This is a genomic window from Streptomyces sp. NBC_00986, from assembly GCF_045162565.1.
Lineage (GTDB): Bacteria > Actinomycetota > Actinomycetes > Streptomycetales > Streptomycetaceae > Streptomyces.
Map to the genome: position 1 here is coordinate 463,382 of NZ_CP108733.1, position 25,036 is coordinate 488,417.

The 25,036-nt window shown below is 69.3% G+C and carries 15 protein-coding genes; 8 read left to right on the top strand and 7 right to left on the bottom strand.

What is annotated here, in order from left to right; genetic code table 11:
- Nucleotides 1-63 precede the first annotated feature (63 nt).
- Nucleotides 64-3,084 (top strand): glycosyl hydrolase, encoded by a 3,021-nt coding sequence (locus OG504_RS01980; protein ID WP_405988077.1) that lies wholly within the window; start codon nucleotides 64-66, stop codon nucleotides 3,082-3,084.
- 52 nt (nucleotides 3,085-3,136) lie between these two features.
- Here OG504_RS01980 and OG504_RS01985 read toward each other — a convergent pair whose 3' ends face one another.
- Nucleotides 3,137-3,400 (bottom strand): PQQ-binding-like beta-propeller repeat protein, encoded by a 264-nt coding sequence (locus tag OG504_RS01985; RefSeq protein ID WP_405988078.1) that lies wholly within the window; start codon nucleotides 3,398-3,400, stop codon nucleotides 3,137-3,139.
- Between the two features lie 486 nt (nucleotides 3,401-3,886).
- On the opposite strand from OG504_RS01985, the gene OG504_RS01990 reads away from it, so the two are divergent.
- From OG504_RS01990 to OG504_RS02010, 5 genes are all read left to right on the top strand, one after another.
- Nucleotides 3,887-4,561, top strand: coding sequence for a GntR family transcriptional regulator (locus tag OG504_RS01990; protein WP_405988079.1), 675 nt, complete (start codon nucleotides 3,887-3,889; stop codon nucleotides 4,559-4,561).
- 659 nt (nucleotides 4,562-5,220) lie between these two features.
- Nucleotides 5,221-6,087: an amidohydrolase family protein gene (locus OG504_RS01995; protein WP_405988080.1), complete on the top strand. Its 867-nt coding sequence runs from the start codon at nucleotides 5,221-5,223 to the stop codon at nucleotides 6,085-6,087.
- Nucleotides 6,080-6,976: a hypothetical protein gene (locus tag OG504_RS02000; RefSeq protein ID WP_405988081.1), complete on the top strand. Its 897-nt coding sequence runs from the start codon at nucleotides 6,080-6,082 to the stop codon at nucleotides 6,974-6,976. Before OG504_RS01995 ends, OG504_RS02000 begins: the two co-directional genes overlap by 8 nt.
- Before the next feature lie 104 nt (nucleotides 6,977-7,080).
- Nucleotides 7,081-8,385, top strand: coding sequence for a C4-dicarboxylate transporter DctA (gene dctA / locus OG504_RS02005; RefSeq protein ID WP_405988082.1), 1,305 nt, complete (start codon nucleotides 7,081-7,083; stop codon nucleotides 8,383-8,385).
- Nucleotides 8,386-8,690: 305 nt separating this feature from the next.
- Entirely contained in the window at nucleotides 8,691-9,716 is a 1,026-nt protein-coding gene (locus OG504_RS02010) for an amidohydrolase family protein (protein ID WP_405988083.1), read from the top strand.
- A 403-nt stretch (nucleotides 9,717-10,119) separates the two neighbouring features.
- Here OG504_RS02010 and OG504_RS02015 read toward each other — a convergent pair whose 3' ends face one another.
- Complete coding sequence (locus OG504_RS02015) at nucleotides 10,120-10,455, bottom strand: hypothetical protein (protein ID WP_405988084.1); 336 nt, start codon at nucleotides 10,453-10,455, stop codon at nucleotides 10,120-10,122.
- 262 nt (nucleotides 10,456-10,717) lie between these two features.
- On the opposite strand from OG504_RS02015, the gene OG504_RS02020 reads away from it, so the two are divergent.
- On the top strand, nucleotides 10,718-11,947 hold the full coding sequence (locus OG504_RS02020; RefSeq protein ID WP_405988085.1) for a PP2C family protein-serine/threonine phosphatase: 1,230 nt from the start codon (nucleotides 10,718-10,720) through the stop codon (nucleotides 11,945-11,947).
- Nucleotides 11,948-12,260: 313 nt separating this feature from the next.
- Here the strand turns inward: OG504_RS02020 and OG504_RS02025 are convergent, their stop codons facing one another.
- Together OG504_RS02025 and OG504_RS02030 are read right to left on the bottom strand one after the other, a co-directional pair.
- Nucleotides 12,261-13,778: an MFS transporter gene (locus OG504_RS02025; protein ID WP_405988086.1), complete on the bottom strand. Its 1,518-nt coding sequence runs from the start codon at nucleotides 13,776-13,778 to the stop codon at nucleotides 12,261-12,263.
- 665 nt (nucleotides 13,779-14,443) lie between these two features.
- On the bottom strand, nucleotides 14,444-15,235 hold the full coding sequence (locus OG504_RS02030; protein WP_405988087.1) for a hypothetical protein: 792 nt from the start codon (nucleotides 15,233-15,235) through the stop codon (nucleotides 14,444-14,446).
- A gap of 278 nt (nucleotides 15,236-15,513) precedes the next feature.
- On the opposite strand from OG504_RS02030, the gene OG504_RS02035 reads away from it, so the two are divergent.
- On the top strand, nucleotides 15,514-15,834 hold the full coding sequence (locus OG504_RS02035) for a hypothetical protein (protein WP_405996236.1): 321 nt from the start codon (nucleotides 15,514-15,516) through the stop codon (nucleotides 15,832-15,834).
- A gap of 60 nt (nucleotides 15,835-15,894) precedes the next feature.
- On the opposite strand, the gene OG504_RS02040 is transcribed toward OG504_RS02035, so the two are convergent.
- From OG504_RS02040 to OG504_RS02050, 3 genes are all read right to left on the bottom strand, one after another.
- Nucleotides 15,895-19,959, bottom strand: a complete 4,065-nt coding sequence (locus OG504_RS02040; protein ID WP_405988088.1) for a beta-galactosidase — start codon at nucleotides 19,957-19,959, stop codon at nucleotides 15,895-15,897.
- Nucleotides 19,960-20,451: 492 nt separating this feature from the next.
- A complete protein-coding gene (locus OG504_RS02045; RefSeq protein ID WP_405988089.1) occupies nucleotides 20,452-24,687 on the bottom strand; it encodes a carboxypeptidase regulatory-like domain-containing protein in 4,236 nt (1,411 codons plus the stop codon).
- A 68-nt stretch (nucleotides 24,688-24,755) separates the two neighbouring features.
- Entirely contained in the window at nucleotides 24,756-24,959 is a 204-nt protein-coding gene (locus OG504_RS02050) for a hypothetical protein (RefSeq protein WP_405988090.1), read from the bottom strand.
- Nucleotides 24,960-25,036: the final 77 nt, after the last annotated feature.

Sequence of the window (25,036 nt, forward strand, 5' to 3'; positions counted from 1 at the left end):
CCGCACTCATAGTGAATGAAACGATTCAACACTCGCTCTCCCGTGACAAGTTGGGGCTGAACCATGCATGAGACCCACCCGCAGCGTGGCGGTGCGACGCGCCGGTCCGTCATGGCGGCCGCTCTGACGACGGGCGTCCTCGCGACACTCGGTCCGACGGCGAGCGCCGCCGCATCCTCCGGGACGACTCGCTCCACCGCGGCCGCGCCCACGGCGAGTTGGTTCGCCCGACCCGTCAAGTCGGTCCGGCCCAGGTTCCGTTGGTGGTGGCCGGACGGACTGGTGGACCCGGTGGAGATCGCGCGGGAGATCGACCGGATGGCCGACGCGGGATTCGGCGGCGCCGAGATCGCGGCCGTGCACCACAGCATCACCGACACTTCCGTGCTGGACACCGCCCACCACGGGTGGGGCAGCCCGGCCTGGCGCGACGCTGTGACGGCCGCGCTGCGGCAGGCCGCCCGACGCGGACTGACCATCGACCTCACCCTCGGCCCGAGTTGGCCCGTCGCCGTGCCCGGAGTGACCCCCGACGACGACGCAGCGGTGAAGGAACTCGCCTACGGCAAGGCCACGTTGACCGGCGGCGCAGCCTACGACGGTCCGGTGCCGGCCTCCGTCTACGCGGCCGCCTCGGGTGTCACCGAGCAGAAGCTCGTCGCCGTGCAGGCCGCCCGCGTCAACACCGCCTACTCCAGCGGCAAGGCGACCGGACTGGACGCCGAGAGCGTCACCGACCTCACCGGTCAGGTGTCGGGCGGCAATCTGAGCTGGACTCCGCCCGACTCGGCGGCCTGGGTGATCCTGTCGTACTGGCAGCGGGGTTCGGGCCAGCAGCCCGAGGCAGGGCCGCACTCCTCCCCCGCCGCGTATGTCGTCGACCACTTCAGCGCGGCGGGGACCGCGGCCGTCACCCGCTACTGGGACTCCATGATCCTGGACTCCACGCTCCGTCAACTCCTGAGATCGGCGGGCGGCACGTTCTTCGAGGACTCCGTCGAGTTGGAGACCAAGGGGCTGCAGTGGACGTCCGGCCTGCCCGCGGCCTTCCGCGAGCACACCGGACGCGACCTGTTGCCGTATCTGCCGGCCGTCGTCCTCGACAACGGCAACCAGATCTTCGCCTTCGAGGCGCGGCTCACCCAGGAGATCCGGCACGACTTCTGGGAGACCGTCTCCGGTCTGTTCAACAAGCACCACCTCGGGGCGCTCGCGTCCTGGGCGCACGGACACGGCATGAAGCTGCGTTCCCAGCCGTACGGTCTCCAGACCGACGCCATCGCCTCGGCGGCCGTTCTCGACGTCCCCGAGGGCGAGTCGCTCGGTTTCAAGAACCTCGACGACTACCGCTGCCTGGCGGGCGGGCGTGACATGGCCGGTCACCGCACCCTGTCCTGCGAGGCGGGCGCGTATGCGGGCGGCGCCTACAACACCACGTGGGACAAGTTCCTGCGCACCATGGGCGGGGCGTACGCCGCGGGCGTCAACCAGACCGTGATCCACGGCTTCTCCTACGCCACCGCACCGGGCGTCGGCTGGCCCGGCTTCGCCGCGTTCAGCCCGTACAGCGGGGCCCCGGGATACGGCGAGTCGTGGGGGCCGAGGCAGCCGACCTGGCGCCACGTGCCCGACATCGCCGCCTACCTCGGCCGCGTCCACGAGGTGCTCCGGTCGGGCACCGCCCGCACGGACATCGCCGTCTTCCGGCAGACCGGCTACACGGCCACCGGCATCGGGGCATCCTGGCTGACCTCGACGGGCGTCCCCCTCGGCTGGACCCACCAGTTCCTGAGCGGCCCCCTGCTCGACCTGCCCACCGCCAAGGTCTCCGGCAGGCGCCTCGCACCCGACGGGCCCGCCTACAAGGCCCTGTTCCTCGAAGGCGACTTCTTCTACGGCTCCACCCCCACGCTGGCCGTCGCCGACGCCCGCAGACTCCTGAAGTTCGCGCGTGCGGGCCTGCCCACCGTGCTCCTCGGCGCCTTCGACCAGGCACTCACCCCGGGCCTCCCCGACGACGGGGAGACGGCCGAACTACGCGCGCTGACCGCCCAGTTGCTCTCTCTGCCGAACGTCCGCCAGATCACCGACAAGACCCTGGTCGGCGCGGCGTTCGCGGAACTCGGCGTGACCTCCGACGCCGTCTACTCCGTGTCGTCGACCCTGCTGAACGCCCACCGGGTCACCGACGACGCCGACTTCTACTACCTGTGCAACGGCAAGCACGCCGAGACCGTCAAGCCTGCCGTCGCCCTCATCGACCACGACGTCACACTGCGCGCCACCCACCGCAAGGGGTCCGGCGCGGTCCCCTACCTGCTGGACCCGTGGAACGGGCGGGTCACCCGGCTCGCCCGGTACACCCAGGACGGCGACGCGTTCACCTTCCGGGTGACGCTCCAGCCAGGCGAGACCCTCGTCGTCGCGCTGGGCGCCCCGGGACTGTTCGGGGACCGCTCCGGAAGCCGTCCGCACGCGATCGCCACCGACGCGGACGCCGCGCTCTTCGCGAACGGATCACTGGCCGTACGAGCCTTCACGGCCGGTATCCGCACCACCACCCTGTCGACGGGCCACAAGGTCACCACGGAGATCCCCGAGGTACCGCCGGCCGTCCCCCTCGACCGGTGGACGCTCTCGGTCGACGACTGGCAGCCCGGCGCCACCGCGACCACCACCACGGTCGTCACGCACAGCCTCGTCCTCGATGCCCTGCTGCCGTGGTCGCAGATCCCCGAACTGGCCGATGTGGGCGGCATCGGCCGCTACCGGACAACGGTCACCCTGCCGAACACCTGGTCCTCCGACACGGGTGCCCTGCTCCACCTCGGCAGCGTCAGCGACACCTGCCGGGTCACCGTCAACGGAACACAGCTCGACCCTGTCGACCGGCTCAACCCCGTGGTGGACCTCGGCGGACATCTGCGCCACGGCGCCAACATCATCGAGGTCGAGGTGGCCACCCCGTTGTTCAACCGGCTGCGGATCAGCAACCCCACGGTGTTCGGCACATCCGCGAGACAGGCCTACGGCCTGGTCGGACCGGTCCGACTCACGCCGTACGTGCAGCAGAAGGTGAGCTGACCGCCCTCGACCGGGCTCTCGTAGACGGGTAGTTCACGAGTGCGCGCCGGTGTCAGGTGTGCATCGCGTCCAGGAAATTGTCCAGGCTGCCGATGTACACGGTCCCGTCCGCCACCGCGAGCGTCGAATACACCTCCCCGCCGGTCTGCAGACGCCGGCTCGGCCGCGCGCACGAGGTGGGCGGTGCGAGCGAGCGGCCTCGGGAACCACCCGCTGGTGAGACCGGTGTCCGGGGCCCTGCCCGCCGACAGCCACGGAAGGGCCTGCGGGTAGGGCTCGATGACTCCGGCCCCCACTGGACTGACCTCTCCGGCATGCCCTTCGCCCTTGGCGAAATCCTCCCCGACCGCGCACCCGCACAGGCCGCCCAACAGTACTGACGGGCGCCGTCGACTTACTGGGACGCGCGAGAACTCGAGGACCACGGCACTGGGCCGGCCAACAGCCGGACGCGTTCGCGCAGTTCGACACCGCGGCCGCCTCTCCAGAGTCACGGTGCACCCGATCTCCAGCGCACGGCGGGACGCTGATGATGAGGAGCGTATCCAGCCGTTGTCGGCTTCAGGGGCTGTGGTCACGCGGTGCATGTCGCCCGCCGCCATGGTGGCCACTTCACCCGTGGCAGTATCCGGGGAAGACCACTTGGCTTCTTCTTGCCGTTCGGCGGGCGCCGTGTGCCGTGAGCCCGGCCGATCGTCACCAATAATTGCTGACAATATCTCCGATGATAAAATCAGTGATCTGGTCCGAAGCCTGGTAACACGGCGGCGGATGTTCGTGTGCGAGAGAGGAACGACAGCCGGTGACCAGCACGCGCATCAAGGGGGCGGCTGCTCGAAGCCACGTGAGCGCGCACATCCGCGACGCTCTGCGGGACGGTGACCTTGTGCCGGGTCAGCGGCTGGTGGTGCAGGACCTGGCCGATGATCTCGGGGTGACCCGGAGCTCCGTACGCGAAGCGCTGGTCGACCTCTCCTCCGACGACCTGGTGGAGATAGTTCGCAACCGTGGGGCGCGGGTCAGGCTGATCTCGATCGAGGAGGCCATCCAGATCACCGAGTGCCGCTCGGCGCTGGAGCGGGTGTGCGCGCGCAGGGCAGCGACGTACGCGAGTGAGGCGCAGCGTGCCGAACTCACCGAGGTCGGCACGCAGTTGTGTGCGGCGGTCGCCGAGAACGCCCCCGAGACCTACTCGACGCTCAACCGAAGGCTGCACGACCTCATCATCGAATTCAGTGGCCAGGCGGTCGCCAAACGTCAACTGGAACGGCTCAACACGCAGATGGTGCGATTCCAGTTCCGCCTCGCGATGCGGCCTGGGCGTCCGCAGCAGTCGCTGCCCCAGCTCCTGTCCATCATCAACGCCATCGTGGCCGGTGACGCCGACTCCGCCGAAGCGGCCACCGAGGCGCAGCTGGCCAGCGTGATCGACGAACTGCGCACGACGGGGACCGCCCGGTCCGTCGCCCCCAGGTGATCCGCCGAGGGGTCGGCGAGCGGAGGGTGTCTTGCCTCCTGGGCTGAAGTCGGCTGCTCCGAGTGCACCGTGAGGCCGACGGCCTGCTGACGGCGTCTCCGCATCCGGCGCCGAACTCGTCAGGCCGGCAATGGTGCCGACCATGCTCGGCTTCACCTCCGAAGCCGGGTGACTCCGCCATCCCCGGGTTCACCTGCGGTCCCCCCTTCCCCCGCCCGCTGCCCCAGCAGTCCGGCTACGACAAGCGCGTGCCCGAGGCCGCCGAGCTGCTGCGGCAGGTCACCCACTCGAGCCCGGCCGGATGGCCGTGTACGCGTTCGGCGCCAGTCACAGTCGCTTCTTTCGAGGCATGCGTCAGCACCTGATGTGCGCCCCCAGGGCCTGTCGGCGCAGCCGACCACGCCTGGGACACCGCACTGCCCACGGCGGATCAGCAGATGGAGATTCCCCCACGTCAGGGCCAGCTTCGCGTCGTCCTGGGCCGCGCGTCACCCCCCACCCCCACGGCCGGCCGGCACCTTCGCCGACTCATAACTGCAAAAATGTTCGGATGAAATTGTTGACAATTTTGCCGCCCTGGACTTCAGTCGGTGCAGTCGGTGCACGACTTTCGGCCATGCCGAGCGACCGACACCGAGCCGAAGACCTTGGGAGGCCTGATGGAGATCGTGGACACGCACACGCACGTCATCTCACCGGACACCGCGCGATATCCCCACGCCCCTGTCGGGGGACGACAGTCCGCGTGGTCACAGGCCCACCCGGTGGACATCGACGGCCTGACGCGCGCACTCGACGGCGCGGGTATCTCAAGGGCGGTGGTGGTGCAGGCCTCCACGGTCTACGGCCACGACAACCGATACGTCGCCGAAGCGGTCCGCTCCCACCCGGACCGGTTCGTCGGGGTCTACTCGATCGACGCCCTGGCCGACGGCGCCGTGACCGAGATCAAGAAGTGGCAGGACCAGGGACTTTCCGGTTTCCGCCTGTTCACCACCGGGACCACGATGCCCGGCCAGGCGGACTGGCTGGGCCATGAACGCTCGTATCCCGCATGGGCCTACGCGGAGGAGAACGACATCCCCGTGTGTCTGCAGATGACGATCCAGGGGCTGCCCGCCCTGCAGAACCTGCTGGAGCGTTTTCCCCGTGTGCGGGTACTGCTCGACCACTGCGCGCGCCCCGACCTGTCCGACGGCCACCCGTACCAACTGTCGAGGAAACTCTTCGAGTTGGCGGTCCACCCCGGTGTACACCTGAAACTCACCCACCGTGCCCTGGAGGCCTCCAGGGCGGGCAAGTCCACGACCGAGGCTTTCCTGACGGACCTGGTGGCCTCGTACGGCGCCGGACGTATCGCGTGGGGCTCCAACTTCCCCGCTGCGGAGGGGACTCTCTCCGACATCCTCGACGAGGCCCGCGGCGCGCTGTCCAGCCTCTCCGACGACGACCTGAGGTCGGTCCTCGGCGGTACGGCCCGCGCGTTCTATTCCTCCCTCGCGACGACGGGCGAAGCCCGTGCCTGAGCCCGCCGTCCTGCGAACCGTCCTCGCCGACCACCCTCACACCGCGAAGCTGAAGAGCGGCGAACTCCGTGACGAGCGGGTCACCCTGTCGTTCACCGACATCGCACCGGTCCACCGGGCTTTCGCACCCATGGTGCGCGAAGAGGCCTACGACCTCTGCGAGTTGGCCGTCGTGACCGCCTTGCAGGCCATCGCCTACGGCCGTCCCGTGGTCCTGCTGCCGGCCGTGGTGGCCGCGCGCTTCCAGCGCGGCTGTCTCATCGCCCACGCCTCACGACCTGTCGCACCGGCACACCTGGCCGGCACACAGGTCGGTGTGCGTTCGTACACCCAGACCACGGGCATGTGGGTGCGCTCGCACCTCGCCGAGGACTTCGGACTGGCGGCACGCGACATGCGCTGGATCACCCACGAGGAACCCCACGTGGCCCAGTACACGGACCCCGACTTCGTCAGGCGCGGGAGCGGCGGAGCCTCTCTGCCCGACATGCTGCGCGAGGGCCGGATCGACGCCGCGATACTCGGCAACGATCTCCCCGAGGGAGAGGAGTTCGTTCGCGTCGTCCCGGACGCCGACGCTCGCGACGAGCGGTGGTGGCACCAGCACGGGTACCTGCCCGTCAACCACATGGTCGTCGCCGGTGCGTCGGCCTGCCGCCGGGACCCGCAGGCGGTCCGAGCGGCGTATCACCTTCTGCTCAGGGCCGACGCGGCCGTCGAGCGCCCGGCCGGCGTACCGTCCCCGACCCTCTTCGGCTTCGACCGCCTGCGTGAGCCCATCGAGCACATCGTGGGGGCCTGTCTGGAACAGGGACTGCTGCCCAGAGGACTCACACCGGACGAGATCTTCGAACCGGCAAGGAGCGTTCTCGGCAGCGACGCCGACTGAGCCCCCGTACGCCGACTGCTCCTGCCGCACTCCCCGATTTCCCCACCGGTGTTCCCCGACCGGTTCTCCCCACCAGTCTTTCAACGAAGAAACTGGAAACGACGATGAGTGAAGCAACATCCACGGCCACACCCGTGCAACCGGTCAAACCGCGCCACCGCTTCTACCACGACCTCGCCTTCCAGGTGATCGCCGGAGTCGCACTGGGCGTCGTCGTGGGCAATTTCGCCCCGTCCGTCGGACACCATCTTCAGTTCCTCGGCGACATCTTCATCCACCTCATCCAGATGGTCGTCGGCCTCATCATCTTCTGCACCGTCACCCACGGCATCGCCAGTGTCCGTGATCTCGGCAAGGTCGGCCGTATCGCGGTGCGCGCGCTCGTGTACTTCGAGGTGATCACGACGATCGCCCTCGTCATCGGGCTCGTCGTGGTCAACGTGCTCCGCCCCGGTGCGGGCATGCACATAGATCCGTCGTCACTGCACGCGGCGGCGAACACCGCACCCGCCAAGTCGGAAGGCTTCGACGACTTCCTCGTCAGTCTGGTGCCCACATCCGCGGTACAGGCGTTCGCCGAAGGAGACATCCTTCAAGTCCTGGTGTTCTCCGTCCTGTTCGCCTGCGGGCTGGCCTCTCTCGGCGACCGGGCGCAACCCGTACTGGACATCGTCGGCAGCGTCCAGCAGACCCTGTTCTGGATCATCGGCAAGGTCATGCGCATCGCACCGCTCGCGGCCTTCGGCGCCATCGCGTTCACCGTGTCCAAGTACGGACTGGGCACACTGACCTCGCTCGGGAAACTGATCGGAGTCTTCTATCTGATCGTCCTGCTCTTCTTCCTCCTGGTTCTCTGGCCGGTGTCGCGGTATGCGGGCATCAGTCTGTTCAAGCTGCTGCGGTACTTCCGCGCGGAGCTGTTCCTCGTGCTCGGCACCAGTTCGTCGGAGAGCGTCTTCCCTCAACTCACCTCCAAGCTCAAGCAACTCGGAGTGGACGAGCCCGTGGTCGGCCTGGTGCTTCCCACCGCGTACAGCTTCAATCACGACGGGACGTGTCTGTACTTCGCCTCGGTCAGCGTCTTTCTGGCGCAGGCGACCGGGAGTGATCTGGGATGGCAGGCGCAGGTCGGTCTCCTGCTCGTCCTGCTGCTCACGTCCAAGGGTGGCGCTGGAGTGTCCGGATCCGCGCTCGCCGTGCTGGCACTGACCCTGAGCGCGACGCACAAGATCCCGGTGGACAGCATCGCCCTGGTCGTCGGTATTCACAGCATCCTGTCGGCCGCCTTCGTCTTCACCAATGTCGCCGGCAACTGCGTGGCGACCCTCGTGGTCGGGAAATGGGAGAACGCCATCGACCGGGACCGGCTGCACGCTGAGCTCGATGCCGGGTACCAGACAGCCGCGTGACACGCACCCGCGAGCGAAGCGGGGCAAGGCTGGACGATCGGGGCGATCTCAGGCCGGCAGGGACGGCAGGCACCGGGGGCCGCGCGAGTGTCCGGCCGCACACCACCGCCCGTAGCCGCAACCTTCCGATGACACGCATCCCCGAGGCAGCCTCCGAGCCTGCGACATCACCCGCGCCAGGCGTCCCAAAGGCTGCGCCGATCGACGGCGTACCCCCTCCCCGATTTCTTTGACGACATTGGACCGCGTGACCGGCACAGCCCCGCGCCGCGTCACGACGAGGCTTCCGCGAGAGGGAAGAACTCATGATCATCGACTGTCACGGTCACTACACGACCGCCCCGCCGGCCCTGGAGGCATGGCGCAGGCGGCAGATCGCCTCCCTCACCGATCCGTCCACCGCCCCCACCCGCGCGGACCTGCGCATCGCCGACGACGAACTGCGCGAAACCATCGAGCCGAACCAGCTGCGGCTCATGGACGAACGCGGCATCGACATCACCGTCTTCTCGCCCCGCGCGTCGTTCATGGCACACCACATCGGAGGCTTCGAGACCTCCGCCGCCTGGGCGGCCATCTGCAACGAACTCTGCCACCGCGTCAGCCAGTTGTACCCCGAGCGCTTCGCCCCCGCCGCGATGCTCCCGCAGTCCCCCGGCACCGACCCCGCCACCTGCGTACCCGAACTCACCCGCTGCGTCGAGGAGTTCGGCGCCGTCGCGGTCAACCTCAACCCCGACCCCTCAGGCGGCCACTGGACCTCCCCACCCCTCACCGACCGCTCCTGGTACCCGCTCTACGAGAAGATGGCCGAGTACGACATCCCCGCGATGATCCACGTCAGCACGAGCGTCAACCCCGCCTTCCACACCACCGGCGCCCACTACCTCAACGCCGACACCACGGCGTTCATGCAGCTCGTCCAGGGCGACCTGTTCGCCGACTTCCCGACCCTGCGCCTGGTGATCCCGCACGGCGGCGGCGCCGTCCCCTACCACTGGGGCCGCTTCCGGGGCCTCGCGATGGCACTCGGCAAACCGCCACTGGAGCAACACGTCCTGAACAACGTCTACTTCGACACCTGCGTCTACCACCAGCCCGGCTCCGACCTCCTCTACGACGTCATCCCGGCCCGCAACATCCTCTTCGCCTCGGAGATGATCGGCGCCGTCCGCGACATCGACCCGTGCACCGGCCACCACTTCGACGACACCCGCCGCTACGCGGAGGCGGCCAAGCTGCCCGCGGACGACCTGGCGGCGGTCCAAGAACACAACGCCCGCGCCGTGTACCCCCGCGTCGACGCGCTGCTCAAGCGCCAGGGCCGGTGAATGTTCTCGGCGCCGAGCATCAGGTGCGATCGAGCCCCTGCGCCTCACCCACGATCCTCGTCGACATCGAGACCCGTACGGGCCTCCTCTCCGGCGCCGACCACGTGGTTTCCCCACGCCGAGGCGCGCCGGCCCAGGCAGTTGGCGGCCGTCCTGTGTTCCGGGCAGCCCTCCGAGAAGACAAAGGGTGCCGGCTCTCCGACGTACGAAGGCGTAGGCAGACACCGACACCTCCACGAACCCCGAACATCAGGTCCTGCTCACCGGCGGGCCGGGCAAGGGAGTGCGTTCCAGGGCCAGGCGCGCGGCGGAACCGCGAAGAAAATATCGGGGGGGGCTTCTCCTGGAGGCATCGGGGATGTCCAGTGCCGGCCGGCGGCCCGTGGTCGTGCCGGACGCCCGCTCATCCGCGTGACCACCGAATCACCGCCCCGCCACCGGCCGACACCGTCTCGTAGGCCCGGCCGGTCGGCGGGAGTTCATCGACCATGCGAACGTTGTCCTGCCATCGGCGCGCTTGACGATCTCCGAGGTCAGGACGAGTTTGCCCACGGCAGACGGTTGCCGGGCCCGCGAGCCACAGGAACCCGCTTCGGTAGGTCGAGGCCAACTCGGCCGCGCGACAGCGGCGTTCCGCGAGCTCGCGCTCCGACAGCTGCGGCGGCGGCGCATCCTTGCCCGCGACGACATCACCGATACGCATGAAGTACTCATCCTGGCCGGCGGGGTGCACACGCACACACCGCCGTGTACATACCGCCGTGTCACCGCGGGCGTCGGCGGCTCGACAGGGGCCGCCTCATGAACGGCGTGGCCGCTCACCGGGCCATACCATCGCTCAGTCGCCCAGGGCGGCCCTCGGGGGCAGGCCACCCGGTCGGGTGACGGCCCGCGGCATTATCGCTGCTCGCCGGACCGAAAGACCCGTTTCCGGGCCTCGTGGCCGGATCCCTCCTATCGTGGAACGACACAGTGACCCTCGGCATCGAAGCGGGCAGGCCATGCAGTTTCCGGAGATCGACCATGCGGCGGTCTTCCACGCCCTGCCCGGCATGGTGGCGCTGCTCACCCCCGAGCTGGTCTACATCGACGCCAACGAGGACTTCGAGCGCCTGTCGGGACGTACCCGCGAGGAGCTGGTCGGCCGCTACATCTTCGATGTCTTCCCCGAGAACCCCAAGGACCCGGCGGCGGCCGGCATGCGCGAGACCCGGGAGTCGATGCTGCGCGCGGTGACCACCGGCGAGCGAGACACCATGGCACTGCTCCGCTACGACATCGAGGACCCCCAGCGGCCCGGCCGCTGGGTGGAACACTTCTGGAGCCCCGTCAACGCGCCCGTCCGGGGCCCTGACGGAAAGGTGATGCTGATCGTCCACCGGGTGGAGGAGGTCACCGAGTTCGTCCGGGCCTTCGGTGGCCGAGCCGACGACAGACGGTCCCGGGTACTGGAGGCCGAGCTGTACACCCGGGCGCGTGAGCTGCAGGAAGTCAACGAGCGGCTGCGCAGGGCCCACGCCCATGAGCGCGAGGTGGCACTGACCCTGCAGGCGGCGATGCTGCCCCCGCCGCGACCGGTCGGCCACCACCGCGCGGCCGTCCGCTACCGGCCCGCCGTGGACTCCCTGAACGTCTGCGGCGACTGGTACGACCTGGTCGACCTGCCCGACGGCGGAATGGCGGTCGCCGTCGGTGACGTCGTCGGGCACGGTCTGGCTGCCGCCTGCGCCATGGGCCAGCTGCGCAGTGCCCTGAGCGCGGCCTGCCGGGTCGCCGACGGGCCGGGCTCCGCGCTGGAGGCCCTCGGTCTGTACGCCCGTTTCGTCGAGGGCGCCGAATCGGCCACCGCGGTGACGACGTTCGTCGACTGGGACGACCACACCATCACCTACAGTTGCGCGGGCCACCCTCCCCCGGCCCTGCTCGACCCCGACGGCACGGTGACCTTCCTCGACCAGGCCACCGACCCGCCCCTGGGCGCCAGACCCGAACATGTCGGCCGGCCGCAGACGAGCATCCCCTTCGCCGCGGGCGCCACCCTCGTGCTGTACACCGACGGACTGATCGAGCGTCGCACGGAGGACATCGACCAGGGGCTGGCCCGCCTCGCCGACTCCCTCGCCCGCCACCGGCACGCGGAACCCGAGCCCCTGGCCGACGCCCTCCTCGCGGACCTGCTCCCGGCCGAGGGCAACACCGACGACACGGCCCTGATCGTCCTGCGGCTGTGACGGCGGCTTCGCCCGACACCGAACCGTCGACTCACCGCGGGGTCAAAGTGTGGGCACAGACGCCGAGTCACAACGGGGAAGGAAAACGCCGGTGACGCCGTACCTGAGGCATGTCGGAATCACGGCGGCCCGGCGGCCCCGTGCGGGTACCGGAGAACGAGCACGGCCGGGCGTCCCGAGTCGGGTGGAATCGAGTTGCCCGGCCGCAAGCCGACCATGTGCGGAGTTCGTACCTCACCAGGCTGGTCCGGTCGGCGCCCCGGCGTGACCGACAGGTCCAGTCCCCGCTCGTTGTGCCTGCCGTGGCGTCCCGTCAGTCTCCTGTTTCCGGTGCCGGGGCCAGTCTCGATCCCCCCTTGTCGGCGGGCAGTTCCTGTTGGACTCCGCGTCGTAGGCCGAACAGGGCGACGACGAACGCGATGGCCATGATCACGCTCATGCCGAGCAGCACCGAGCGGGTTGCCTCGGCCACGCCCAGCCGCACGAAGTGCGGAATGGACCCGGTGCCACCACTGCCTTGCCCTGAGCTCAGCTGGGAGATCGACTTGGCCTCTCGGCTCGCCGCATCGTGGGCCATCCCCTGCGCGGTCAGGGACCGGGTGATCCGTGACTGCAGCACCGAGGCGAAGATCGTGCCGAGGACGGCCAGGCCCAGGCTGGAACCGTAGTTGCGCACGGTCTGGGTGACTCCGGTCGCCTCGCCGTAGGAGAGCTGGGGTACGCGGTTGACCGCGTCGGTGTTGGACTGTCCCAGCATCAGCCCCATTCCCGCGCCCGCGAGCACGATGCACCACACGATGCGGCTCTCGCTCAGTTCGGTCACCCGGCCAGCCCACAGGAAGAAGCCGACGCAGGCCAGTGCGCAGCCCAGGACCACGGGCCGCTTGGCGCCGATCCGGTCGAGCATGCGTCCGCCGACCTGCGCGGCCACCACGAAGCCGAGGAAGAAGTAGAGCAGGTCGAGGCTGGCCTCGGACGCCTTCTTTCCGAGGGCGACCTCCGCGTACACGCTCGTGAAGAAGAACACCGGCACGAACGCTGCCATGGCCACGCCCAGGACGACGTTCTGTACGGAGAAGGCCCGGTCGCGGAAGAGTTCGACGTCCAGCAGCGGATGGACGGTTCGCCGCTCGACGAGGACGAAGACCACGAGCAGCAGCAGGCCCACGACGATGCACAGCCAGGTCGCCGCGGACTGCCAGCCCCACAGATAGGACTGCTGGAAGCCGAAGATACTCAGGCCCACACCGGCCACGATGAGTGCCAGTCCGCGGTAGTCCATCGGGGCCGGCCGGTTCGGGGTGTGTGGACGCGCCATGGCGATGAGCACCAGTGCCACGACGGCGACGGGGATGTTGACCCAGAAGATGGCCCGCCAGGTCCATTGCGTCAGCCAGCCGCCGAGGATCGGACCGACCGCGGTGAGACCGCCCGCGACGCCGAAGAAGAGGGCGAGTGCCTTGCCTCGCTCCTGCAACGCGTAGGAGTTGACCACGATGGCCAGGGCGGCCGGGTACATGAGCGCTCCGCCCGCCCCCTGGAGCGCCCGGAACGCGATCAGCCATCCCTCGGCAGCGCCACCCTTGGGCGTCAGCCCGCACAGTGCGGACGCGACGGCGAAGACGATCACCCCGAGGATGACCATGCGCCGGTGCCCGACAGTGTCGGCCAGCCGTCCCCCGAAGGCGAACAGGGCGGCCATCGCCAGCAGGTAGGAGTTGATGGCCCACTGCACGCCGGTGTTCGTCAGCCCCAGCTCGGCCTGGATGTTCGGTGCGGCGATGGACACGATCGTCTGGTCGATGAACGTCATCGCCACCGCGAAGATCATCGCGGCCAGTGTCAGCTGTCTGGATGAGGAGGAGGTTCCACTTCCGGACATCGGTGTCCTTTCCGAGCCGTGTGCGCTTACGGGTGGGCAGTCCCCTGTTCCGAACCCGTCGGCGGGTTCGGCCGTGGACGGGGCTGCATCGCGACGGTGACCGCGAGCAGGGCCGACTGTCCCCCCGCGGCGCCGGTCAGGTCCGCGGGCACCGTGGTCGGCGCGAGGTGGCGCAGGGCATACCGAAGAGGTTTGGCAGAACGCGTCATATGGGCATCTCCACTCGCCTCGATGAGGCTCATGGTCGCCTCCATCTGCGACTTCCGCATCCGTCGGCCGACCTGGCAGCGTCGGGAGACGCCGGAGTCCGCCGCTCCTCGACACGGTGCCGAAGGGAGATGCCATCTCTTCGGCACGCTTGGACTCGCCTGGTCCAAGCAGGTCGGAAACGGCCGCCGGCGCGTCACTCGTCCTCTGCCGGGTCAGCTCGCCGCGATGGAACTTGGCACGGAGGTCGACCGTGACGCGGCTGCCGGGCAGCGACCGGGCCACCTCACGCCGCCTGCTCGTGCACCCGTCGGCAGGCAACCGGACGGGCACTCGGGCGACCACGTCACGATCACCGGCCGTTCGACCGCGACACCGCGCCGACAGGCCGGAACGGGTGCGGTTCGTCATCTGACGTCGACGAAGTCGCCTGTCGCCGTGGACGCGCCGGTGGTGGGGGTGCCGGTGAAGGCGAAGCGGTAGTAGCCGTCGGTCTTGGCCTTGGTTGTGGTCTTCAGCGTGCCTCCGGCGCCGCTGGTGACGGTTTTCAGCGTGGTGTAGACGGAGCTTCCCTTCTTACGGAACTGCAGTTGGACCGTCCGCCCCCGATAGCCGGTGTAGGTGTCGCTCTCCCAGTCGGCGCGGGTCAGCTTCCCGGTGACCGTGATCGTCCTGCCCTTCTTCACCGGCTCGGGCGAGGCGTTGACCGTCACCTTGGCGTTCCGCTTGAAGTTCGCCGTACCGGCAACGTCGGTCTCCGTCCAGTTGTCGTCGGTGTCCTGCGCCCCGGCGAGCACCTTCCAGGCGCCGGCGAGGCCGTTGTGGTCGAAGTCCCGCGCGGTACTCACAGCGATGCTCACCTTGCAGGTGGAGGTCGTCGGGTCGGTCGGCGACACCACGCATGTACCGGCCGGCGGGTACAGGGGCAGGATGCCGTCGGCGTCGTCGGTGTTGGGACCGTGCCACAGGTAGGCCCAGGACGCGGCGACGCCCTCCGGGTCATGGGCCGTCCACGTGATCGTGACGGTCTCTCTGGTGGTCAGGCCGAGCACGATGTCCTTGCCTCCATTGACCACGATGTTCGAGAACGTGGTGTCGTCGGCAGCGGCCGTGTCCGCCGCTCGGGCGGTTGCCGGAAGCACCGATGCTGAAAGGGTGGCCGTCAGGAAAGCGACGGAAACGGCCGGGCGTATACGCATGGAGTCCCCCTTCGGGACACTGGGTTCGCCGCGTCCCCGCACGACGAGACCTGATGGTGTGTCATCGGTGGCTAGACCCGTGCGGGACGGTCCCGGTTGCCCTGTTCTTCGAACCAACGGCCGCATCCGCCAGGCAGGGCAACGACATCCCCGGTCCAGGCGATCGCTGCGGGAGGTCTGGCGCAGCACGCAATTCGCGTTGTGGGGCCGAAGGGCGCCGCCATAGGCTCGCCGACATGTCTTTACGTCTTCGCATGCGTCGAGCGCTCCCGGAAGCGATGCGCGCAGGTGACAAGGTCGCGATGAGCGCTCTTCGGGCAACCCTCGGCGCGCTGGACAACGCCGAGGCGGTGCCCGTGCAGGGAACCGAGCTTCGTGGCTCGGCCCTTGAGCAATCGCCGGTCGGTGTCGGCGTCACGGAGAGGGCTCGGCGTGAGCTGAGTGAGCACCGTGTGGTCGAGATCGTGAGAGCCGAAGCCGCCGAACGTCTGGAAGCCGCGGCACAGTTGACCACGCCCGCGCACGTGCACCGAATCGCACGACTCCGCGCCGAGGCCGCCGTGTTGCTTCACTTCCTCGACGATGCGAGCCCCACGTAGGAACCGGCTTCGCTCACCCGCCTCGCAGCCGACGGCGACAACCCGCGAACGAAGCGACGCTCACTCACACGTCAGCGTCGGCATCCCCCAGTCCCCGTGGTCGTTCCCGTTGCCGTCGCCCGCGTCACCGACCTTGAGGTCGATCACCTGGGCGCCGCTGACGTCGACGTCGATCGGCACCGCGGCCTGTCCGCCGCGGATCGTCGGCGTGGTGACCAGGGTCTTGCCGTCGGCGATCACGGAGAACGTCACCGTGCCCGCGCCGCCCGTCTCGTCGTCGACGCCGACATCCCCCGTCAACCGCGAGCACTGCCCGGCGAGGTAGAGCTGGACGTCGCTGACGGAGTTGGTGCCCAGGCCCTTGGCGTAACCGACGCCCGCGACGGTGATCGGACGACCGTCCCCGGCCGCCTGCTCGCCGACGCTGGTGTCCCGTTCCACCGGGCCCCAGCCGTTCGTGGAGGACAGGAACGGCAGGGCGCTCACGTCGCTCTTCCTGGCAGGCGGAGCGGGCGGTATTCCGCCGACGATGCGCTCGTCGGCGATGACGGCCTGCCGTCCGTTCTGCCGGTAGTGCACGGTGGCGGTGAGTGCCGAGGCGGATGGCAGCGTTCCGGTCGGCGGCTCGACCTGCCAGGTGAAGGTGGCCGACGCACCGGGCTGCAGGCGCTTGACCGACGTGGGGCTCGGGGCGCTCACGCTCCAGCCGTCGGGGGCGGAGAGCGACGCCGTCAGTCCGGAAGCTGACCGACGGTCCTTCGGTACCCGCACCGTCGCCCGGGCGGTGAAGGCCTGTCCCGGCTGGGCGGTGTCCGGCACGTCCAGGGTGACGTCCGCTCCCGGTCGCTTCGGCATGGCGTAGGTCCGGGCGTCGTAGCGAGGGCTGTCGTTCTGCGCGACGCGCAGGGAGGAGGCGTAGCTGCCGTAGTTGGTCAGCGCGACCTTGCCGAGGCCGCCGGTACTGCCGTCGAGGTTCCAGACGGCGATGGCGATGCTGTTGTGGCCGTTCGGGTTCAGGATGCCGTTGGGAACCGGGAACGTGTGCTGCGGGCCTAGGTAGTTGACGTAGTTGCCGACCTGCCAGCCGTTCACGAAGATCGTGGCGCGGTACTTGCGGGCCGGGTCGTCGGTGAACGTCAGCCCGAGCGACGTGTCCTGGCCGTGCGGCAGGTCCAGGTTGGCGTCGGTGCGGTACCAGGAGACTCCGGGTGTCGTGTCGGTTGTCGGGAGGGACACGCGGCTCCAGTTGGCATCCGGGTAGCCCGGCAGGGACCAGCCGGCCCGCTCGCCGTAGAGGCCGCCCGTCGAGAGCGGGCCGCGGACGGTGTCCTGGAGGTCCTCGCCGCCCCGTACGCCCTGGAGGCGCCAGGTGACGGACGTGAGCGGCGCGCCGACGAGGGAGGCACTGGTCAGGCCGCGCGCGGTCTTGTTGCCGTTGGTGGAGTTGTAGTCCTCCTCGTGCCCCATGTTGACGGTGAGCACGGAGAGGACGTTGTCGCCGGTGGACTTCACGGAGCCGGCCGGGAAGGTGAAGTCACCGCTGCCCGTGGTGGAGCTGCCCAGGAAGGTTCCGTTCAGCCAGGCGGAGAACGCCTGGGCGCCTCCGCCGGAGTCCGAGACCAGGTGGATGCCGGTCTCCTTGCCCGTGGCGCGGAATCGGCCGCGGTACCACGTGTTGCCGGTGTGGAAGCCGTAGTCGTCCGCGTAGAGCACCGGCGGTGAGTTGACGCCGGAGACGCTGTTGGTGGTCGACTTGTCGGCCACCTGCCAGCTGGTGTCGTCGAAACCGGGGGCCGCCTCGGGGGATTCCTCGGCGTGCTTCCAGTTCGTGAGCGTCGGCAGATGTATCGGGGCGGCCGCCGGGATCTTCCCGGTGAGGCTCCCCGTGTCGATGGCATCGGTGCCCAATGTCCTGCCGTTCCAGGTGACTTGGGCTGCGGAGGTGAACACCTCGATGTTCTTGTCGTCGGCGTTGTCGCCGGTGAGCGCCACGGTGTGGCCGCCGTGCAGGCTGGTCGCCGTCCGCAGGAGATGGGTGCCGCGCACGAGCACGGGGCCGCTCGCCGTGTCCTGACGCCAGAAGGTCTTCGCGGTGGACTTGTCGCCGACGAGCAGCAGGAGCGGGCGCTGTCCGTCGCCGCTGATGGTGATGCGGATCAGGCCCTGGTGTGTGTAGTTGAGGCGCAGGTCTCCGGTGGCCGGGTCCCAAGTGGTGCTGATCGTACCGCCGTCGGCGGTCACGGTGGGCTTGGTGGCGTAGCGCAGGACGGTCTCGCCGTCGCTGCCCTGGTCGCCGTAGAGCACGCCGATGTCCCGGTCCCCGATGGTCGCGCTGGTCATGATCTCGGAGGTCGAGTACTGCAACTGCGCTTGTCCGAGGCGGTAGTTGGCCACGATGACGTGGGAGTCGCGGCCGTCGAGGGTGATCGCGGTGCCGGGCTGCTGGGGCACGACCGGGTAGGTCGGCTCGACGGTGGCGGCCGTGGGCACGTCGATGGCGTCGACGGCCACGTAGTTGTCCGTGGATCCCGAGCCGTGACTCCCGGCGACCACGATCTTCAGCGTGTGCGCGCCGGGCGTCAGGCCGGTCTTCTGGAAGAGCACCGCCTGGCTCTCGCTGCCGGAGTCGTCGACCGTGGCCGTCTTGGTGCCGTCGAGGTAGACGTCTGCGTTGCCGTGGTTGTTGGTCTTCGAGCCGATCCAGCGGATCGCGGTGCCGTCGAAGGGGACGGTGAGCGAGTCGCCCGCCTTGTTCGAGAACGATTCGGTGTGTTGGTAATCGCCGCCGGTGTAGCTCGTGTTGGCCACATGGGACCACGAACCGGCGTACTGGAGCGCGGAGTCGGGGTCGTCCCAGGTGTAGGTGGTGTCCGTGGTCGGCTGGGCGTTGAAGTCCAGGGAGATGTGGGTCTTGTCGACTGCCGTGGACGTGGAGTTGCCGTGCCGCAGGACGTGGAACTGCGTCTTGGTGTCGGGGTTCATCCGGGCGGTGTCGACGACCGCGGAGTCGTCCGGCGGTGTGGCCCTGATCGCCTCGGTCTTGGTCAGCGGGGCGACCGACTGCGTGAAGTAGCCGATGAGTTTGTCCTCGTCGTACTTCGGATCGAGCTGGCGGGTCTCGCGGATCGCGGCCCCGTAGTCGTACGACGTGTAGTTCTCGGGCATGCCGAGCCAGCCCCAGTTGGTGCCGCCGTAGGTCATGTAGAAGCTCTGCGCGGTCGCGCCGACGGCGATGTTCTGCTTGTAGAAGACGTTGGCGAACTGGTCGTTGATCAGCTGGGCGCACTTGTCGTAACCGGGTCCGCCCCAGGGGTCGAAGGCGCCGCCCTGGAACTCCGGTGAGTACAGCGGTTTTCCGGCCGGGTGGTCGTAGCTGATGTCGGGGACGCCGTTCCACTTCGCGGGGTTGGAGCAGTCGAAGCCCTGCGGGTAGGAGTCCGGGCCGTCGACATCCAGGGCGCCGGTACCGGAGTTGAAGGTGCCGTTGTTGTTGCCGGTCAGCGGGACCGTGATGCCGTCGGCGCGGGCCTTGTCCTCCAGGTGCTGCATGTAGGAACGGCCGGCGGCCGAGCCGTTGTAGTACTCGTTCTCGACCTGGTAGGCGATCACTGACCCGGTGCCGTTGGTGAGTTGGTGGCGGGCGATGATCCGGTCGATCTGGGTCAGCCACTCGTCCGCGTACTTCAGGAACCGCGGGTCGTCGCTGCGGTTGTTGCCCGCCTTGGTGGTCAGCCAGCCGGGCAGGCCGCCGCTGTCGACCTCCGCGTTGATGTACGGCGCCGGGCGGGCGATGACGTAGAGGCCGGCCTCCTGGGCCATGTCGAGGAGCTTGTCGACGTCCCGCACCCCGGTGAAGTCGTACACGCCCGGCTTCGGTGAGTGGTAGCCCCAATCGAAGTACAGGGAGGTCGAGTTGAAGCCGGCGGCCTTCATCTTCTGGAAGATGTCGCGCCACAGGTCCTGGCTCGGGAGGCGGAAGTAGTGGAACTCGCCAGACCACAGGTAGGTGCGTTTGCCGTCGACGAGGAAGGAGTAGCCGTCGAGAGTCACGGTGTGCGCCTGCGACGCGACGGCGGGAGGCTGCTCTCCGACGTCCTGCGCGACCGCCGTGGCTGGCGCGGTCATGCCCACCGCCAGGGCGATGGTCGCGGCAGTCGCGAGGATCGCCCTCCACCACCGACGGCGACCGGGTCTCGCACCCTCTGAACCGTTCCGACCATCCCGCACGGCGGCCTCCAGACCGACTGGGCGAACAGCATCAAACAGACTCAGGCAAAGCCGAACAGTAAGGGGGCGCGGGCCCAACCACAATGGGTCGGAAGAACACAGCCGTGAGGTCGGGCCCCGGGCTCACGTCCGAGACCCGACCCGGCCTCGTCAGGATGGCCAACGACTGTTGCTGGAACCGCCCGTTGAGGGTCCGGTCGGGAAGTGGTGTCAGCGCAGCGACCACGACAACGTCCTGCCTGGACAGACATCGGCACGCGGTCCCAGTTCCTCGCGGCGCGGACCGTCCACACCCACCGAGGGACACCCGTCTCGGGGTGTGCGCAGGAACAGGGCGAAGCCGCGCCCGCCCGGACAGAGAGTCCGGGCGGGCGCGGGGTGACGGTGGGGTCAGGTCGCGGTCAGCGACAGGTCGGCCGTCGTGGCGCGGCCCGGCAGCAGGGTCACCTCCTTGGATGCCGAGCGGTGGCCGGCGGCAGAGGCCGTGATCCGCAGCGGGCTCGGGCGGGCGTCGAGCCAGAGGTCGTAGTGGCCGTCGGAGTCGGTGCGTACGGTGTGTACGAGGTGGCCGCAGCCGGTCGTTCCGGCGTGCGCCACCGGGCAGATCAGGACGGTGGCCGCGGCGAGTGGTGCTCCCGTGCGCTTGTCGGTGATCGTTCCGGAGAGATGGCCCCAGGTGCGGGGGACCTCGACCTTGAGGCTGACCTTCACCGACGCTCCGGCGTAGGGAGCGTCGGTGCTGTAGGTGAGCCGCGCGGTGTACGTGCCCGCCCTGTCCACGGCGGAGGCGTCGGCGTGGACGGTGACCGTGGTGGACCGGCCGGGGGCGAGATCGAACGAGGTCTTGTCCGCCGACAGCCAGGTGACGTCGTCGCCGTCGCACTGGTCGTGCCCGGGCAGGATCTCGGCCGCGGAGACGGCGTCCAGGGCCGCGGTCATGCCCCCGATGCGGTAGATCCCGCAGCCGCCGCCGGCCCGGAGGACGGCGGAGCCGGTGTTGGGCAGGCTGGACCAGGAGTTGGACACCGGGTCGTATTCGGCGACGGTGTTGACCGCGGCCGTTCCGACGATGCCGCCGACGACCTGGAGTCTGCCGTCGTTCCCGCTGGCGGTGGCGCCCCAGCTCGCGTCGGGCATGTCGGCCGCACGGGTCCAGGTGTCGGCGGCGGGACTGTAGCGGTAGGTCTGTCCCTTGGGGGGGGCGACCCCTCCACCGACGACCGTGATGCCGCCGGCGCACACCAGTTCACCGGTGATACCGGTGCAGGCCCCGCGTTCCATGGTGAACGGGTAGTCGGCGCGGCGGGTCCAGCTGTTGGTGGCCGGGGTGTAGCGGTAGACGGTGCTGACGCTGTCTCCGCAGCCGGATCCGGTGCAGCCTCCGATGACGTAGAGGCTGCCGTCGAGGGTGGTCACGTTCGGCATGCCGATCGCCTGGGGCAGATCGGCGAGGCGGGTCCAGGTGTCGGTGGTGGGGTGGTACGCGTAGAGCGAGGCGCGGGCACCGCTCTCGGTCCAGCCGCCGGCGACGTACATGGTCCCGTCGATGAACGCCCCACCCGGTGATTCCAGGGCCTCGGGGAGGTCGGCGATGGGGGTCCAGGCATCGGTGGACGGGTCGTGCACATAGCCGCGGTCGAGGTACTCCCCGCCGAAGAGACCGGAGACTCCGGCGACGGAGTAGACCTTGCCCTGGTAGGTGCCCACGGCGTTGTCCATGACGGGCTCGGGGTAGTCGGCGATACCGGTCCAGGGACCCGTCGATGCAGTGGCGGACGGCTCGCTCGACGTGCTCTTCGTGGCCGAGGGGAGGGAACTCATCGGTCCGGGTGAGTAGTTGCCCTTCACGCGCAGCGTCGGGGCCCCCGCCGAGGAATCCGAGGTGGTCGTGGAGATCCCGTCCGGCGAGGTGTAACCGGTGCTCTGCTCACCGAGGTTGACGTGCAGCGGCGCCTGCCCCTTGTTGGTGAAGGTGACCTTCTTGCTCCCTGATCCGCCCAGCGTCTCGCTGACGGAGAGACCGGCCGAACTCACCGCCAGGCGGCCCGCCTTGAGCGTGCGGTCGAACCGGTTGACCTTGTCCGGCCGCGTGGTGAAGGTGCCGGTCGAGGTGGTGTAGCGGGCGGCGGCGGTCCGGTACGTGTGCCGTCCGGCGGGGGCGCTGAACAGCCAGTAGTAGCCGTCGGACGCCGGGTCGTCGGGGGTCGCCGCGGTGGTCGCCGTCGCGTAGCCGTCGGCGGTGTCGGTGATGGTGGCGGGCGTGATGGCGTCGCCCGTGTTGCCGTCGACGACCTTTCCGGCGACGATGCCTCCGCTCACAGTTGCGCAGGAGCCGACGGTGACGGTGTCGAGCTGCCAGATCGACAGGCCGCTGCCGGAGTAGTGGAAGCGCACCTTGACGTGCTTCGCGTTTGCCGCCTGGGTCAGGGGAACCTCGACGTGGCCCAGGTACTCGGCCGTGTCCCGGTGCCACACCGTGGTCCACGTCGCGCCCGAGTCGAGGCTGAGGTCGACGGTCGCCGCCGAATCCTTGCTGGCTGCGTAGAGGGCGTAGAAGCGGAGGACGGGTGAGCTCTGGCCTGCCAGGCTGAAGGTGGGCGAGATGAGTTCGGTGTCCTCATGGACACCGCCCCGGCCCCAGGGGTCGGCGGCGGCCCAGTTCCCGGTTCCGCCCGTGTAGTTGGCCAGGAAGCTGTCGGCGAAGTCCCAGGTGGCGCCGTCCGTCCCGTGATCGACGACCGTCCAGCCGTGCTCCGGTGTCGTGCCGGTCCAGCCTCCGAAGTCGGCCGCGCCCGGGTACGCGTGGCCGGGCGCCACGCAGGCCGTCAGGTCCACGTCCGGGGCCACGTCGGCACGTACGTCGGCGGTGCCCACCGGGACACTCAGGTCCGTGCTCTGGTAGCCGGGGTAGACCGGGGCCACATGGACGGCGTAGGTGGCCTCCTCCGGAAGGTCCACGCTGTACCTGCCGGTGTAGGGGTCGGTGTAGAGGGCTCCGTTGGGATAGCCGTCGATGGTGATCTTCGAGTACAGGGGCCAGCCGTGCCCGCTGCCATCCTTCACCGTGCCGGACACCGTCCGGGTCGGCACTTTCACCAGGGTCAGGTCTGCGGTGGTGCTCTGGTTCTCGGCGACGCTCACTCCGGAGCTGGTGTTCTCCCGGTAGCCGAAGTCGGTGGCGGTGATCCGGTACTCGCCCACCGCGACGGGGAGGCTGTACGCGCCTTCGGCGTCGGTGGTGACGTGGTACTCCCGGCCGCCCGTCGCCTCTTCGGAGACGGCCAGCGCCGCACCGGCCAGCGGGGCGCCGGACACGCTGTCGGTGACTCGTCCGGACAGCGTTCCATGGACGCCGAAGGCCAGCGCGGACACTCCGACCGGGGTGCCGAGACCGGTCGGTCCGTCCCAGCCGGGGCCGGCGGTGCACACCACCGTGCCGCAGTCGTCGTTGGACCCTTCGGTGACATCGGTCAGCCCGGAGGCGTTGATGTACGGGTAGGTCACCGGGTAGGTGCCCTCGACGGGGGTGCCCGCCAGCGCGTACATCGCCGTGATCAGCGGTGCGGAGAGGCTGGTGCCGCCGACCTGCAGCCAGCCGTCCCTGCCCACCGTGTCGTACACGGCCAGGCCGGTCGCGGGGTCGGCGACCGCGGCGACGTCGGCCGTCGCCCGGGTGTCGCAGCCGGTGGCGAGCCCCCGCTGGTAGGTGGGCTGGGTCTCGTACAGCGAGCAGCCCGATCCGCCGGAGGTCCAGGCGGACTCCGTCCAGCCGCGTTCGGTGTCCGCGGTGCGGGTCAGCCGGGTGCCGCCGGCGGCCACCACATCGGGGTTGGTGGCAGGCCAGTTCTGGACATGGCCGGTATCGCCGGTGGACGCGACCACGGCCACCCCGGGGTGGTCGTAGTGGTGGTCGTACGCGGTCTCGGAGGCGCTCTCGCCGGGCAGACCGTAGGAGTTGGAGACGTACTTGGCGCCCAGGCGTACGGCGGTGTCGACCGCGGTGCCCAGGTCGTCAAGGCTTGCCGAATCACCCTGCACGAGAAGGATGTTGCACGCCGGACAGGCGGAGGAGACGGCGTCGAGGTCGAGCGCGGTCTCCAGCGCCCAGCCCTCGTCGTCGGCGGGATAGTCCGTGCCACCGCTCTGATCGACCTTGCGGAAGCAGGAGTTGGCGGTGGTGCACTCGGGCAGCCCGTAGTACGCGCGGTACGCGGCCAGGTCGGCCTCGGCGTGGGAGTCGCCGTACGCGTCGACGATCGCGACCGTCCTGCCCTCGCCGCCGGCGGGAAGACTGTAGGCCGCCTGGATGTCGGCCGGGCCCAACGCCGCGGACGGGGGCGCGCTCACCTGCGGCCGGACGATGTGGTCGGAGCCGGTACGCACGTCGGCGAAGCACTGGGCCACGCCGTCCTTGAGGCTCGGGTTGTTGCAGCCGGCCGGGACGTAGTTCTGCGGGACGTTGTCCTGCGGCACGGCGTTGAGCAGGTCGGAGGACTTGGCGGAGTCGGCGGCGGACGAGGAGGCCGAGGAACTGGGGGTGGCCGCCGAGGCGGTGGCCGGTTGTATCGCGGTGAGAGCAGCGGCGCCGAGACAGCCCGCTATGAGAAGGGAGAGGGGTGCGCGCATGCGCGCACGTCTTGAGGACAGCAAGGGGGCACCCTTTTCGTCGCGTTCAGGACCCGGTCGGGCCGGGATCAGAGAGGTTCGTAACCGCTGTACGAGTCGTCCGCGCAGGCGGGGTCCGACGTCGTGTCGTCGGCGGGTACGCCCGGTGCGGCGGGCGTCGGTTCGGGGTGTCGCGCTCCGGTGGGCGGCACTTCGGTGTGCCGCGCTCCGGTGGCGGGGATGTCTGTACGGGCGCTCGGTGCGCCGGACTTCGGTTCGGGGGTGCTGCTCATCCGATGGATGACGCCCTTCCGGTCATGCCCAGGTGCAGGCCGGCTCGGGGATCGTGCGCGCATCGAGTATCGATGGT

Excerpts from the sequence above, each read along its gene's own strand:
- OG504_RS01980 (WP_405988077.1), top strand. The coding sequence starts at position 64 with ATGCATGAGACCCACCCGCAGCGTGGCGGTGCGACGCGCCGGTCCGTC.
- OG504_RS01985 (WP_405988078.1), bottom strand. The coding sequence starts at position 3,400 with ATGCCGGAGAGGTCAGTCCAGTGGGGGCCGGAGTCATCGAGCCCTACC.
- OG504_RS01995 (WP_405988080.1), top strand. The coding sequence starts at position 5,221 with ATGGAGATCGTGGACACGCACACGCACGTCATCTCACCGGACACCGCG.
- dctA (WP_405988082.1), top strand. The coding sequence starts at position 7,081 with ATGAGTGAAGCAACATCCACGGCCACACCCGTGCAACCGGTCAAACCG.
- OG504_RS02010 (WP_405988083.1), top strand. The coding sequence starts at position 8,691 with ATGATCATCGACTGTCACGGTCACTACACGACCGCCCCGCCGGCCCTG.
- OG504_RS02020 (WP_405988085.1), top strand. The coding sequence starts at position 10,718 with ATGCAGTTTCCGGAGATCGACCATGCGGCGGTCTTCCACGCCCTGCCC.
- OG504_RS02025 (WP_405988086.1), bottom strand. The coding sequence starts at position 13,778 with ATGATCTTCGCGGTGGCGATGACGTTCATCGACCAGACGATCGTGTCC.
- OG504_RS02030 (WP_405988087.1), bottom strand. The coding sequence starts at position 15,235 with ATGCGTATACGCCCGGCCGTTTCCGTCGCTTTCCTGACGGCCACCCTT.
- OG504_RS02035 (WP_405996236.1), top strand. The coding sequence starts at position 15,514 with ATGCGCGCAGGTGACAAGGTCGCGATGAGCGCTCTTCGGGCAACCCTC.
- OG504_RS02040 (WP_405988088.1), bottom strand. The coding sequence starts at position 19,959 with ATGACCGCGCCAGCCACGGCGGTCGCGCAGGACGTCGGAGAGCAGCCT.
- OG504_RS02045 (WP_405988089.1), bottom strand. The coding sequence starts at position 24,687 with ATGCGCGCACCCCTCTCCCTTCTCATAGCGGGCTGTCTCGGCGCCGCT.
- OG504_RS02050 (WP_405988090.1), bottom strand. The coding sequence starts at position 24,959 with ATGAGCAGCACCCCCGAACCGAAGTCCGGCGCACCGAGCGCCCGTACA.